Genomic DNA, 12,980 nt, shown 5'->3' on the forward strand with positions numbered 1-12,980 from the left:
CATTTCAACTACATCTTACTAAAGGCAATGAGAGGGAAAAGTAAAAAGAGGATGTCGCATAGAGAGCTTCTGACGGTGGAAATGAAGCGGACAAATCTTTTGAACATGATCCTTGAGCCGCGCACTGAACGTCTTCGGACTAGTAGGATGCGCCGAGAGTTGGCGCTTGTTATCCTCGCCAAAGTATAACGCTTTTTTGGCGCGTACTTTTGGAGATAATTAGTGTGAACTAATTGTGCAGTAAGGTGGTACCACGGGTATATGAACCCCGTCCTTATCGATTTTTATCGATGAGGGCGGGGGTTTTTTATTTTTAAGGAGGAATGGAAATGACTGTTTTTATTGGTGGGGCTTGGCCGTATGCGAATGGTTCGCTGCATCTTGGGCATATCGCGGCGTTGTTGCCGGGTGATATCTTGGCAAGGTATTTTCGTTTGAAGGGCGAAAAGGTGCTTTATGTTTCGGGGAGTGACTGTAATGGAACACCAATTTCGATACGGGCGGCTGCGGAAGGAGTGTCCGTGAAGAAGATTGCCGATCGTTATCACACTGAGTTTGTTGTCAGTTTTTTGAGATTAGGATTCTCGTATGATCTTTATACGCGAACGGATGGGTCGTTCCATCATGAAGTAGTCCGTGAAGTTTTTCTGAAGCTGTTGGAGCGCGGGTTTATATACAAAAAGGAAATGGAGCAGACGTACTGCGAGTTTGATGAACGATTTCTTCCGGACCGTTTTGTCGAAGGAACTTGTCCGAATTGCGGAAGCCAAGCGCGGGGCGATCAATGTGACAGCTGCGGTTCCATTTTAGATCCGCTTGATTTGATAAATCGAACTTGTAAACTATGCGGCAAGGAGCCGACTGTGCGCAAGACCGAGCATTTTTATTTCAAATTAAGTGAATTCCAAAAGCAACTTGAATCGTTTGTAGCAAGTGCTGATGAAGATGGAAGATGGCGTGAAAATGCCATTCGCCAGTCTGAGCGGTATTTACAAGAAGGTCTACATGACCGAGCTGTTTCAAGGGATTTGGAAAACGGCGTCAATGTACCGGTTGCAGGTTACGAGGATAAGAAGATTTACGTGTGGATTGAGGCGGTGACAGGCTATTATTCCGCGAGCCGGGAATGGGCAATGTTGAACCGGACCGATATCGCTACGTTTTGGGATGAAGAAACGGTTGCCTACTATGTCCATGGCAAAGATAATATCCCGTTTCACACGATCATTTGGCCCGCCATTTTGATGGGAATTGGCAAGGAAAAGGCAGTGCCAACTCACGTTATCTCAAATGAGTACTTGACGTTGGAAAAACGGAAGTTATCGACAAGCCAAAACTGGGCGGTGTGGGTGCCGGATATTTTGGAACGATATCATCCCGATTCGGTGAGGTACTTTTTGACTGCGAATGCTCCTGAAAACAGAGATGCGGATTTTTCTTGGCGTGAGTTTATTTATAGTCATAACTCTGAGTTGTTAGGTGCATACGGGAACTTTGTGAATCGGACGTTGAAGTTTATCGAAAAGTCGTATGGTGGGGTTGTTCCTCAAACGGAAATTAATAAAGGAATAAAAAATACAGTTGCGGGTCTTTACCATATTGTCGGCAAAAAAATCGAGGACGGTCATTTCAAAGAAACAATTGAAACGCTATTCGATTTCATCCGCCAAGCGAATAAATACTTTGATGAGGAAAAGCCATGGATTCAAGTAAAAGAGGATGTAGTAGCATGTGAGCGGACAATGGCAACATGCACGTATATCATTGCTAACCTTTCGCAGCTACTCTCCCCTTTCCTACCGTTTTCGAGTGAGGATGTACAGAGCATGTTGAAATTGAGGAAGCCGGAATGGAAAGAAATCGAGATTGGGAGTTTGACTCTGAAGCGTGTGGAGCCGTTGTTTGAAAGGATAGATGCAGGGCAAATTGATGCTGAGGTGGAGAGGCTGATAAGCCAATCTTCCTAAAATGCAGAGCCACAATCTTCACACCTTGGATTGTGGCCCTGCATATTATTATTTCCGTAAAATCTTCTCCATCGCTTTCCCTTTTGCCAACTCATCAATTAACTTATCCATATAGCGAATTTCCTTCATTAATGGATCCTCTATATCCTCCACTCGGACACCGCAAACTACTCCTTTGATCAAATCACGTGAAGAATTCAATTGGGGAGCTTCTGCAAAGAACATCTCGAAATTCGTCTTTTCTTCAATTTGTGCTTCTAATTCTTCTTGGCTGTAACCAGTCAACCAACGGATAATTTCATTCACTTCCGATTTCGTCCTACCTTTTTTCTCTGCTTTCGTAATGTAATGGGGATAGACGCTCGCGAATGTCATTGTATAGATTCTATGCTTGGTCATCATATTTCCTCCCTTTAAAAGATCTCCGATTTTTGTTACACCATTATACCATTGAATGATTTATAACCTTGTGTTTTACAACCATGTCTAAAATTCATGATGCAATCCCTCATCTGATTTGAGACAATGGTGGTATGCAGAAAAAAATGGAAGGAGTGACTTCGTGAAAGAACGTTTCTTTTGGATTGCGTTAGGCCTTATTGCTGTGAGCTGGACGTTAAACTCGCTGTACTCCCAGTCGAAACAATTAACGGAGCCTATTTTTCTTGACCATTATATTGAAATGACGATGGGTGACCATAATTATCATCTCACTCTCTACTATTTAACGAATAAAAACGACCGTTCTCGTATCAGTCATGTACGCCTTGGAGGTTTGGACGGCTATCCGGAAAATGGCTTCATTTATAATGATAATTCTATATACAACATGGATACGTACAGGCATCATGTGTTAAGAAGTGTTTCGGTCCGTCTGCAAAATTATGAAACAGACATTATGACGGATCTTATCCTCAACGACATGGTGGTGTATTTTTCGGATGGCAGGCAAACTAATGCGTCCATCGGGGAAGTTATTATTCATCCAGAGGGATACTTCACTCAAGGCAATAATGTATTGCATTCACGTTCAAGTGGAAGTAGTAACGACAGTTCAAGTTGGTATTCGTTCCAGGCAATTGAACCATTGTCTATTGAAAAGATCTTATTCCCTTTCAATGAACCCATCGAAGAACGATTCAACTTTACAATCAACGATAGTCAAAAAGACAAATCATTGGAGTCACTTAAGCTTCCGATCCATATAGATAAAGATAAATATTTGACGCTACGAACCAACCTGAAAACCAATAGTTTTGTGAATCCATATGCCTTCTCCATTCGTATAGATGGAACAACGGAGCAGGGAAAACCATTTACGAGTTACGCCCATTATCATATGTTTCCGTATTTGACGCAGGAAGATGTCAATAGGGTTATCGACAAAAAGGCGAGGAGGGATTCGGTTGAATAAAGCTTTAGGTAATATATTTTGGGGCTACCTCTTCATATTTTTCGATTTCTATATCATGATTGACCTATTAATGGATCCTATCGGTTATTTCTTGATTTACACCGGATGTGCACGGATTGTTGGTGCTTATCCGAATGCGAAAAAAGCAATGACAGTCGCTATGATTGGCGTTTTCGTGTCACTGCCTACAGTGTTTATAAACCTATCGGATTCGGCATTGCCTTTTGGATGGTCAATTTATGAGAGTATGCTATCGATCCTTAAATTGGTTATTGCATTTTATTTATTCCTCGTGTTAATGGAAGTAGCCAAAATCTTTGGCAATGTGGCGCTGCACAATCGGGCGCAGACTACTTTTAAATACTTTGTCACTATTCACTTTGCAATTTTGACAGTTATGTCCTTTTCCATGAATGTTTCTGGAGACGGCTGGGTTGCTCTTACAGTAATCCTTATAATTGCCGGAGTTTTGATGGATATTCTGTTTTTATTATTAATCCGTGCTTTTCGTCGGGTTAGCCCCGATAATCATCGGATAAGTTATTCTGTTTAACATGGTAACCGGCATAGAGTAAAAAGAATGGAGGTTAGTTAATTGTTTAAAAACGAAGCAAACCAAGTTCGCGCGGGATGGCTAATATTTTTGGCATTCGTCGCGATGTTCATTACACAGCAAATTTTCGCGCTCCCTGGCGGAGTCTTGCTGGCATTAGTGGATTTTCCATTTCAGGACGGATCATTCGATATGGATATTAATGCGGCATTTGCCAGGCACCCATGGATTTTCTTATTGACGCAAGGCGGCGGGACAGTAGGCGGAATGCTTGCTACGGTGCTGGTATGGAAATTCGTCAATAAAGGGACATTACCGGAGCTTGGATTTAGGGGATCGCTGAAAGATTTATGGTTCGGCCTTTTCCTTGGTGCGGCTTCGATAGTTGTCATTTTCTTTATTTTATTGGCAACAGGGAATGTTAAAATGCTGAATACGTTCGGAAGCCCAGAGTTTACCGTATACACCCTATCGTATCTCCTTTTATTCATCTTAGTCGGCTTCTTTGAAGAGATGTTTTTCCGGGGATATGTCATGTCTACAATGCAACGACGAGGAAATCCGAAATGGCTTATTTACGTTATATCGGCTGTGATTTTCAGTCTTGTCCATGGCACGAATCCAAATGTAAGTGTGCTTGGATTGGTCAATATTGCGTTGGTCGGGATTCTATTCGCTTATATGTTTGATGCAACAAATAGTTTGTGGCTGCCGATCGGCTATCATATTACTTGGAACTACTTCCAAGGGAATGTTTTTGGATTTGCGGTGAGTGGAACTACGCCGTACGGGATTTATAATGTGTCGGTGGAAAATGGAAATTCCTTAATGACAGGCGGAGCGTTTGGGCTTGAAGGTGGCCTTTTGGCGACATTGCTTATAGTTTTAGGGTTCTTTGCAACGAGGTTGTATGTGAAGATGAAGGCCGAGTAGGTCGTTTATGCGTAGAATTTGGCATTTATGAGTGTTTAGGTTGATTTATGCGTGAAATTCGGAGTTTATGCATACTTGATGGATTTTATGAGTTTTTGGATGGATTTCTGCGTCTTTGGAGGAAATTATGCGTGATTAAGGCTGCCTAACTGAGGGCAGCCTTTTCTTTTCTTCCACTTAATGTTAAAACGAGGATTCCTCCCAATAAAAGTGCGATTCCTGACCAAGAAATCAGGTCCAATCTTTCTCCGACAACAAGCACGCTTAAAATTGCTGCAGTGAGCGGTTCGGCTAATGATAGCGTGACAGCTGAAGAAGAAGGGATCAGCCGTAAGCCCGTTGAAAATAGAATGTACGCCACACTTGTCGCTGCAATTCCAAGATAAATTGTCGTGGATATGCCGGGAAATGTGAGTAATCCTTCTGTTTCGAAAATGAATAAAAACGGCATAAGCATGATTGCGCTCAATGAGAAAATGACTGCCACCGAAGGAATCGCATCCGCTTTTTCCAATACCTCTTTATTAAATAAAGTGTAGAAGGCGAATAGAAGGCCTGCGCAAAGGGATAAAGTGACACCCACTGGATTGACGACCAACCCTTCTTTATTTGAAAATAATAAAACACATCCGACAACGGCAAGTGATGTGGCCGTTAGCCAGACTTTTGTTGGACGGCGTTTTAGGATAAGCCATTCAATCACCCCTGAAAACATCGGCGCGCTTCCGATTGCGACTACCGTTCCAATTGCGATTCCCGTCAAACGGATTGATGTGAAAAAGCAATATTGGAAGATCGCCATTGCCAATGCAGCCAAAAGCGTCGCTTTCCATGGCCAGTTGCGGAAATTGATTTTCCGAAGTATGAGCATGATAATAAGCAAAGCGAAACCGCCGACCGCAAGCCGCGAAGCCCCAACCGCCAATGGATGTACAGTTTGCGGCATAAAAGTTTGCGCGGTGCCAGTCGTTCCCCAAAGTACCGCCCCCAATAATACAGCAACAAACGCAAGTCGTTGTGACAAAAAATCCCCTCCCCCGATATATCGAATATATCATGATATCGGAGAGGGGTGTGTGAATTCTCGAAATTATTCAGTTTCGGCATCAATTATTTTCTTTAACTTAGCCAACAGGCCGTCCCAACCACCTGACATTCGGGGACGGACGACTTCATGTTTCTCACCGAATTCCGTCTGCTTTCCATCCTCCCAACCAGCATGACTGAAGGTCATTTCCGTTTTCCCGTCATTTCCCTTTAATTCAAAATGAATTTGCCAATCCTTTCCCCAGTCGAATGAAAGGCGGTTCGGTGTTTGCACTTCAGTCACTTTACACTGCGATTCTCCCCAAGGGCCCGCTTGCAACGTGAATTCTTTTCCTTCAATTGGTTGCATATCACTCGGCATGAACCATGCGCCAATTCCTTCAGCTGTAGAGACATATGGCCAAACCTTTTCGATAGATGCATTGATTATGATGTTTTTTTTGATTTGATTTTCAGACATTTGCTTCTCTCCTTAATCATATTCAGTTAATATCTTCCAAATTTATAGCTGTATTGATACTGTAGATTATGAGGGGTTCCTTGTCAAAAGGGATGAAAACTACCTGTAACATTTCAATCACTTAAACGTGTTAATAGAGAGATCAGTTAAAAGGGGGGCCAAATGCAGAACAAACGATATCAATTAGATTATCTGTATAGGCAATATGCAAGGCCCCTTTATTTTTACCTTCTAAAATTAAGTGGTTCAAAGCAATTGGCCGAGGATTTAACACAAGAGACATTCGTTCGCGCCACGATTTCTTTACACACATATGAAAATGAAGAGGCTCGTGCTTGGCTTTTTAAAGTTGCTCGCAATGCGTATTTAGATGAATGGCGGAAGCAACAGCGATGGCGAACAATCCCGATTTTATCGGCCTTAACAACGAAAAAAGAAATGATTAGTCCATACGGGGTTCCAGAAGAATCCCTATTAGCACAAGAATTGAACGAACAACTTGAAGATCTATTGAACTACTTACCAGAACAATATCGCTCAATCATTTATTTGCGGGAATATGAACAGTTTAGCTATAAAGAAATATCGGAGTCCTTGCAGCTGACACAGGACCAAGTAAAAATAACACTTTATCGTGCAAGGAAGCGTTTGGCGGACCTCGCTGAAAAGAAAGGGTGGCAGTATGACGGAATGGAATAAAGACTTGGAAAAGCGAATTTTAATGAGATCCCGTTTCACATTAACTTTCCGGATACTCCGTATTTTACTATTGGTGTTTCTCATTTATTGTGGATATATGTTTTTGATCAATATCATTGCTGATAAGCTTAATATGACGAGAGAAAATGCGTATTATACGAAGCTTGCAACGGAGTGGACTGTGCCCAATGTACGTGGAGACTCTCGATTTGAGAAAGAAGAATTGACGTTTTTCGGCACACAAAAATTATCATACAACGTACTTAAGAGGGTTGGAAATGATGAAAAGGTTATTGGCCAAGCAACAGTAGTGAATCGCCTTGCCAGCCCATCGACATTTTCGTTGTCCCATCCCGGGCAAAAGCAACTGAATGAATTCTCTTTTTCATTGCCCATAGATCCACATACCGGAAGAAAATTGGGAGGTAATGCGTGGCCAAATGTATGGGAAACCCTGTCAATGCTTCCGGAAGGTACTGTTGGGGAGCTCGCTTTTTCAACAACAAGCTTCATGGAATCAAAACAACTGATTGATTTCCTTGGAAAGTATGATCTCCATACTTTATGGATGCCGTTGTATACTGGCGAGTTTGTAGATTATGATCCTTACCTAACATCTAGGGGAGATAATTTGCTAATGGTCCCCCACTTCGGCTTATCCGGTGGAAATGATCGAAATGAAAACTTTCATGAATCATTGCAAATTCTTTGGTTAGATCAAGAAAGTCTTAGTGAAAGTGAAGAATTGATGCTGAAAAACATGGAGTACCTTTTAACGAATAAGTCTAAGGGCTATTATGAGCAATTTTTAGGGCTTGGCCATTTAGAGCAAAAATATGAGTACTTAAAAAACAATGGATTTATTGTATATGGGGCAGTTGTAACTGGGCCAGTTAAAGAGTTGTTAAAATTACAGGATGTTTCATTTATCCAAGGGGAGCAGCTTGGTGAAGTGGAATTGTGGAACTGGCAGCGGGATAACAAATAAAGGCTGAAGTTGAATGCCGAAAAACAAAGGGGCGTATTCTCACTATGAGTTCATTTACATTATTAGTTTCAGATAGTCCGTTAAAAGAGGTAGATCATAGTGGCATTGCTGAGATCACAATAGAAGAATTGAGGAGGTTATATCCTATTAATGAAAATACACCGGAGGAGCCTTGGCATACGATGGATGATGATGTCCGCGTTTTGCATGCACCGGATGAGTCAGCATTTGGTCATCTAACTATTTCCGTTTGTACAAATCCGCCTTATGATTTGGATTTTTACTCCGATAAGGAATATATGTATTGGGTTTCGGGAAATTGGAATGACAAATTTTTAACTGATTTTGTAGATTATATAAAGGAATATATAAAAGCAAAAGAAAACGTCCAGTTACTGATTTTCTGGGCCGGCGACGGAGAGCAAAAACTTTTAGAACAAACGGTCAGGATTGATGAAATTGAGCCGACTCAACTTGAATTGTTCAAACGTGAAGAATATCTTCGTTTGCAGTTTGTGTAGGTTTATATAAAAAGGCGCTTTTCTTTTAGTGAAAAGCGCCTGGTTTTCATTAAGGAATAAAATTAAGTTTTTTGAGCCTCTCCATAATCTCCGAATGTATCTTATTCTCCTTTTCATCAATCACATTGTCTGCTTCAATTTCATTGAACACATCGTGAATTATTTTTAACTGGTTCATTTGCTCTGTTGTCGGCGGCTTACTATCCATTTGGTTCAGCAAGTCAATGGCGACTTCTAAGGATATAGTCAAGTCTCGATTAAGATCCGCGACCGTCCCTAACAATCCCCAGGCATCATAAAGATCTTCTATAATCGGATAAATGATAGCCCTTCTCTTTTCTGTATCCTGAAGAGTCTTCTCGTCAGCTTCAAGAACCGACAACGTTTTAGTTGTGAAAGCAGTGTGCATTAATTCGTATGCATCTTTAAAAAAGGCATATGATGCTGGTTGGTTATATTGATCCTGCGTATTTTCTTTCTTATAAAATGTTTCTTTCTGATACCCTTTTTCATTTTTATCGTAAGTGAATTTCTGCACCGTTTTATTAGCATGCTGCGACATAACCATTACAATTCCAGGTTTTCCATCAAATATGGTTGTGCTGAAATCAACTGACCCCAACTGAACATAATCATCAAAGAGCGGATACGTTTCCTCACCGTCTTTCACTACCAACATCCAGGTCTGTCCATCGTCCCAAGCAAATAGACCATTCTCGGTTTTCCCAGCATTCACATACAATTCGACTACTTCCTCTTCACCATCGCGATCCAAGTCCAAGGCGACTTTTTTATAAAGCGTTTGTGGATATTTTTCAATGGCCTTGGCATGTATCATAGAATAGGCATTACTCACTTGTTGATTCGTAGCTAACTCAAAAGCTTTTCTTTCCTCTTCTATTATTTTTAATAGAGCATCTTTTTCTAATGAAATTTGCTCAATTTGCTCTTTCAGTTTACTAATTTCGTTTGCCTGATTTGTGTTTACTTGATCTACTTTTCCCTGATCTGTACAACCGACAAGTATACCCGTTAGGCATATCGTTCCCAGTAGAAGTTTCCTCATTTCCCATCCCCCTAAAGTTTGAAAGTCCGCTCGTATTTCCCTACTATTAGTACGTCATTAACGGTGAATTTGTTTCAATAGTCAAAAATAGTTTGGAGGAAGACAATACTATTTCCGCGATTCCTTGTAGTTCCTGGCTAAAATCAATTCGCGCCAAGTGCCTTTGACCATTAATGTTCTTGAAAGTTAGAGAATATCTTTCGGCGAAGGGGCAGGTCCTTGCCAGATGAAGAACGGACCTTAAGCGCGGAAGAATGGGCCCTGGGTGAAAAGAATGGACCCTGAACGCGGATGAATGGGCCTTGGATGAAAAGAATGGACCTTGAACGCGGAGGAATGAGCCTTGGATGAAAAGAATGGACCTTGAACGAGATTGCTGATTACTTATCCAATCCCAACGAGAACTCTTCCTGCCTAAACGAGAACTCATGGCACGAAAAGGAGAACTTTTCCTGCTTGAATGAGAACTCGTTACTACATTACGAGAACTCGCAAGGCATAAATAAGAACTCAAACCGCGTAAACGAGAACTCTTCCGGGAAAACTAAAATTTCCATGGCTGAATTACTGACAGCTTTCACTAAAAATCTATTGAACAACCAGAAGCTCTATGTTAAACTGGATGGCAGGCTTTCTGCCACGTGGTTCGTAACCATCCCACGATAAAAAACTAAGGAGAAATGAATATGAATGTAAAAACAATGGCAACGAGCGGTATTATCGCTGCGTTGTATGTTGCTGTGACGTTTTTGATCGCCCCGTTCGGGTTCACAAACATCCAGTTTCGCTTGTCAGAGATGTTCAATCATCTCGTTGTGTTCAATAAGAAATATATAATCGGTGTCGTATTAGGTGTTTTCATATCCAATCTGTTCTTTTCGGAACTCGGGCCGATTGATTTAGTATTTGGAGTCGGGCATTCCATTCTTGCCCTATCGATTACTATTCTATCTGCAAAGTTCATAAAAGGACTGTACAAACGGATGTTTTTCAATACACTTGTATTTACGTTTACGATGTTCATTATTGCATGGGAATTGAACATTGCACTTGAGTTCCCTTTCTTACTGACATGGTTCTTCATCGCTGTTAGCGAATTCGTTGTCATGGCAGTCGGCATTCCTGTTATGGTCGCATTGAATAAAAGGCTTAATTTCGAGAAGCTTATATAAAAGTAAAAGGGGCATTCCAATAGTCGATCATCGACAATATTGGTATGTCCCTTTTTTCTGTTCCAAAATGTTTTATTAGCGTACTGATTCCATCTATAATTAAATCAATTCATTGGAGGTTTTCAAAATGTATATGACCATTCAAGAGACTGCCGAATTTTTAGGCATGCCTGTTCAGCAAGTACAAAAGTATGTTTGGGAAGGTCGCATTCGCGCCGTACACGATGGCGAACAATTTTTCATCAATCAAAGCCAGTTCGACAATTATTTCAACGAACTTGAAACGCTAAAAAAACAGATTGAAGACTATTTAAATGAACCCATTCCGCCCGACCGCGATATTAAAGATGAAGATTAAAAATTGTCACACGGGGTAAACTAAATATAGTATTAAAGGCACAATTTTTTTATTCAATTCGACAGTTCTTTCCAATTTGGATACCCTATTATTTTTTGCTTTGAGGACTATCATAACGGTGTTTTGATGATTTTATGAAAAAATAAAACAATCCATTTGGGACAGTTGTCGAACTATTACTCCTTTTGTGTTCCCGCCGAACGATTGGTATAGTGTATAGTCGTTTCAAAATTAATTATTCTTAGGGGGAAACATGCGAAAAATATCAAATGTGTTTTATATTACAATCGGTCTCATCATATTGGCCGTTGGGTACGGAGTTCTTGCTAAAGACAATTTCGAGGCTGTTACGACTTCTATAAAATCGTTCGTTTCATCTTCATTCGGATGGTATTACATGCTTTTGCTTTCATTTCTTCTCGTACTTAGCGTATTCGTCATTTTTAGTCCAGCTGGTAAAATACGGTTAGGGAAAGACGATGATCGTCCGTCATTTTCCACAGCCACTTGGATTGCAATGCTGTTCTCTGCCGGGATGGGAATTGGTTTAGTCTTTTATGGAGCAGCAGAACCGTTATCCCACTATGCCATCAATCCTGCCACAGCAGAGCCTAATACAGATGCCGCTTTCAAAGAAGCGATGCGTTATACATTCTTCCATTGGGGTTTGCATGTATGGGCGATGTACGGAATTGTCGCTTTGTCACTTGCGTATTTCCAATTCCGAAAGGGAGAACCGGGGTTAATTTCAGCAACATTGAAGCCGATTTTCGGTAAAAAAATGGAGGGACCTTTGGGCGGCCTCATTGACGTGATTGCCATTTTTGCAACAGCTTTTGGCGTTGCAACCTCTCTCGGCTTCGGTGCTGTTCAAATTAACGCAGGGCTGAATTATCTATTCGGTTTCACAATCGGTTTTACTTCACAACTAATCATAATCGCTATAGTAACTGTTCTATTTATCATGTCTGCATGGTCGGGACTTAGTAAAGGGATCAAGTATTTATCGAACACAAATTTAATACTCGCACTAGCACTTTTAGGATTTGTTTTGATTTTAGGACCGACCTTGCTCATTTTCGATATCTTTACCGACTCTCTCGGCGGCTATCTTGCCAATCTTGTATCGATGAGTTTCCGTACGGCTCCGTTAAATGCGGATTATCGTGACTGGCTCGACAGTTGGACGATTTTCTACTGGGCTTGGTGGATTTCTTGGGCACCTTTCGTCAGTATGTTCATCGCCCGCGTATCGAAAGGCAGAACGATTCGGGAATTCATGATCGGCGTCATGTTGGCACCAACGCTCTTAAGTGCAATCTGGTTTTCTGCATTCGGTACAACCGCCATTAACATACAAAGAGAAGGGGTTGCAGACTTAGCTAAAGCATCCACTGAATTGACGATTTTCGAGATGTTCAATACAATGCCAATGTCGTTCATCGCTTCGGTTTTTGCGGTTATACTGATTGCTTCATTTTTCATAACATCCGCTGACTCAGCTACCTTCGTATTAGGCATGCAGTCTACGTATGGTTCATTGACACCGCCAAATAGTGTGAAAATAATTTGGGGAGTCATCCAATCAGCCATCGCAATTATTTTGCTGTCCGTTAATGGACTGACAGCATTACAAAATACGATTATCATTGCTGCCTTGCCGTTCTCGTTCATCATGTTGCTCATGGTCATTTCTCTAATCAAAGCATTGCAAGGCGAAAGGCCGAAGAAAAAGGTAAAGGTTAGGGAATAAACAAAAAGGACTGACTGGAAGTTTCTCGATACAACTTTCCAGTGCAGTC

The 12,980-nt window shown here is 41.2% G+C and carries 14 protein-coding genes, 1 riboswitch and 1 other annotated feature; of the genes, 10 read left to right on the forward strand and 4 right to left on the reverse strand.

What is annotated here, in order from left to right:
• Nucleotides 1–18 precede the first annotated feature (18 nt).
• Nucleotides 19–279 (forward strand) — a binding site (T-box leader).
• A gap of 50 nt (nt 280–329) precedes the next feature.
• Nucleotides 330–1,967: a methionine--tRNA ligase gene (gene metG, locus ACFPZG_RS06430; RefSeq protein ID WP_283733257.1), complete on the forward strand. Its 1,638-nt coding sequence runs from the start codon at nt 330–332 to the stop codon at nt 1,965–1,967.
• A 48-nt stretch (nt 1,968–2,015) separates the two neighbouring features.
• Here metG and ACFPZG_RS06435 read toward each other — a convergent pair whose 3' ends face one another.
• Nucleotides 2,016–2,366, reverse strand: a complete 351-nt coding sequence (locus tag ACFPZG_RS06435; protein ID WP_317941154.1) for a DUF2200 domain-containing protein — start codon at nt 2,364–2,366, stop codon at nt 2,016–2,018.
• Nucleotides 2,367–2,529: 163 nt separating this feature from the next.
• On the opposite strand from ACFPZG_RS06435, the gene ACFPZG_RS06440 reads away from it, so the two are divergent.
• Genes ACFPZG_RS06440 through ACFPZG_RS06450 form a run of 3 tightly spaced genes read left to right on the forward strand, consistent with a single transcriptional unit; the run spans nt 2,530 to nt 4,867 of the window.
• Nucleotides 2,530–3,381 carry a hypothetical protein gene (locus tag ACFPZG_RS06440; RefSeq protein ID WP_317941155.1) on the forward strand — a complete coding sequence of 284 codons (852 nt, stop codon included), beginning with the start codon at nt 2,530–2,532 and terminating at the stop codon, nt 3,379–3,381.
• Complete coding sequence (locus tag ACFPZG_RS06445) at nt 3,374–3,934, forward strand: hypothetical protein (RefSeq protein WP_283733260.1); 561 nt, start codon at nt 3,374–3,376, stop codon at nt 3,932–3,934. Before ACFPZG_RS06440 ends, ACFPZG_RS06445 begins: the two co-directional genes overlap by 8 nt.
• A gap of 42 nt (nt 3,935–3,976) precedes the next feature.
• Nucleotides 3,977–4,867 carry a CPBP family intramembrane glutamic endopeptidase gene (locus ACFPZG_RS06450; RefSeq protein WP_283733261.1) on the forward strand — a complete coding sequence of 297 codons (891 nt, stop codon included), beginning with the start codon at nt 3,977–3,979 and terminating at the stop codon, nt 4,865–4,867.
• A gap of 145 nt (nt 4,868–5,012) precedes the next feature.
• Here the strand turns inward: ACFPZG_RS06450 and ACFPZG_RS06455 are convergent, their stop codons facing one another.
• On the reverse strand, nt 5,013–5,891 hold the full coding sequence (locus ACFPZG_RS06455; protein ID WP_283733262.1) for a DMT family transporter: 879 nt from the start codon (nt 5,889–5,891) through the stop codon (nt 5,013–5,015).
• Nucleotides 5,892–5,957: 66 nt separating this feature from the next.
• A complete protein-coding gene (locus ACFPZG_RS06460) occupies nt 5,958–6,374 on the reverse strand; it encodes an SRPBCC family protein (protein ID WP_283733263.1) in 417 nt (138 codons plus the stop codon).
• 162 nt (nt 6,375–6,536) lie between these two features.
• Here ACFPZG_RS06460 and ACFPZG_RS06465 point away from each other — a divergent pair, with 162 nt between their 5' ends.
• From ACFPZG_RS06465 to ACFPZG_RS06475, 3 genes are read left to right on the forward strand one after another with little or no spacing between them, the layout of a single operon-like run.
• Nucleotides 6,537–7,073 (forward strand): sigma-70 family RNA polymerase sigma factor, encoded by a 537-nt coding sequence (locus ACFPZG_RS06465; protein WP_283733264.1) that lies wholly within the window; start codon nt 6,537–6,539, stop codon nt 7,071–7,073.
• Nucleotides 7,057–8,061: an anti-sigma factor gene (locus ACFPZG_RS06470; RefSeq protein ID WP_317941156.1), complete on the forward strand. Its 1,005-nt coding sequence runs from the start codon at nt 7,057–7,059 to the stop codon at nt 8,059–8,061. The genes ACFPZG_RS06465 and ACFPZG_RS06470 overlap by 17 nt, the downstream gene beginning before the upstream one ends.
• Before the next feature lie 44 nt (nt 8,062–8,105).
• Entirely contained in the window at nt 8,106–8,582 is a 477-nt protein-coding gene (locus ACFPZG_RS06475; protein ID WP_283733267.1) for a hypothetical protein, read from the forward strand.
• A 49-nt stretch (nt 8,583–8,631) separates the two neighbouring features.
• On the opposite strand, the gene ACFPZG_RS06480 is transcribed toward ACFPZG_RS06475, so the two are convergent.
• Nucleotides 8,632–9,648, reverse strand: a complete 1,017-nt coding sequence (locus ACFPZG_RS06480) for a hypothetical protein (protein ID WP_283733268.1) — start codon at nt 9,646–9,648, stop codon at nt 8,632–8,634.
• 635 nt (nt 9,649–10,283) lie between these two features.
• Nucleotides 10,284–10,328: riboswitch (PreQ1 riboswitch) on the forward strand.
• A 6-nt stretch (nt 10,329–10,334) separates the two neighbouring features.
• Here ACFPZG_RS06480 and ACFPZG_RS06485 point away from each other — a divergent pair.
• The 3 genes from ACFPZG_RS06485 to ACFPZG_RS06495 all read left to right on the forward strand — a co-directional run bounded on the left by ACFPZG_RS06485 (nt 10,335) and on the right by ACFPZG_RS06495 (nt 12,931).
• A complete protein-coding gene (locus tag ACFPZG_RS06485; RefSeq protein WP_283733269.1) occupies nt 10,335–10,820 on the forward strand; it encodes a QueT transporter family protein in 486 nt (161 codons plus the stop codon).
• Nucleotides 10,821–10,947: 127 nt separating this feature from the next.
• The gene (locus ACFPZG_RS06490) at nt 10,948–11,178 is read left to right on the forward strand and encodes a helix-turn-helix domain-containing protein (RefSeq protein ID WP_283733270.1); all 231 of its coding nucleotides are present in this window, start codon (nt 10,948–10,950) and stop codon (nt 11,176–11,178) included.
• A 253-nt stretch (nt 11,179–11,431) separates the two neighbouring features.
• On the forward strand, nt 11,432–12,931 hold the full coding sequence (locus ACFPZG_RS06495; protein ID WP_317941157.1) for a glycine betaine uptake BCCT transporter: 1,500 nt from the start codon (nt 11,432–11,434) through the stop codon (nt 12,929–12,931).
• Nucleotides 12,932–12,980 lie beyond the last annotated feature (49 nt).

Origin of the sequence: Sporosarcina thermotolerans (genome assembly GCF_042658975.1) — a bacterium.
GTDB lineage: Bacteria > Bacillota > Bacilli > Bacillales_A > Planococcaceae > Sporosarcina > Sporosarcina thermotolerans.

What these genes read in the sequence shown, in the direction of transcription:
- metG (WP_283733257.1), top strand. Translation starts at nt 330, where the DNA reads ATGACTGTTTTTATTGGTGGGGCTTGGCCGTATGCGAATGGTTCGCTG.
- ACFPZG_RS06435 (WP_317941154.1), bottom strand. Translation starts at nt 2,366, where the DNA reads ATGACCAAGCATAGAATCTATACAATGACATTCGCGAGCGTCTATCCC.
- ACFPZG_RS06460 (WP_283733263.1), bottom strand. Translation starts at nt 6,374, where the DNA reads ATGTCTGAAAATCAAATCAAAAAAAACATCATAATCAATGCATCTATC.
- ACFPZG_RS06465 (WP_283733264.1), top strand. Translation starts at nt 6,537, where the DNA reads ATGCAGAACAAACGATATCAATTAGATTATCTGTATAGGCAATATGCA.
- ACFPZG_RS06470 (WP_317941156.1), top strand. Translation starts at nt 7,057, where the DNA reads ATGACGGAATGGAATAAAGACTTGGAAAAGCGAATTTTAATGAGATCC.
- ACFPZG_RS06475 (WP_283733267.1), top strand. Translation starts at nt 8,106, where the DNA reads ATGAGTTCATTTACATTATTAGTTTCAGATAGTCCGTTAAAAGAGGTA.
- ACFPZG_RS06480 (WP_283733268.1), bottom strand. Translation starts at nt 9,648, where the DNA reads ATGAGGAAACTTCTACTGGGAACGATATGCCTAACGGGTATACTTGTC.
- ACFPZG_RS06485 (WP_283733269.1), top strand. Translation starts at nt 10,335, where the DNA reads ATGAATGTAAAAACAATGGCAACGAGCGGTATTATCGCTGCGTTGTAT.
- ACFPZG_RS06490 (WP_283733270.1), top strand. Translation starts at nt 10,948, where the DNA reads ATGTATATGACCATTCAAGAGACTGCCGAATTTTTAGGCATGCCTGTT.
- ACFPZG_RS06495 (WP_317941157.1), top strand. Translation starts at nt 11,432, where the DNA reads ATGCGAAAAATATCAAATGTGTTTTATATTACAATCGGTCTCATCATA.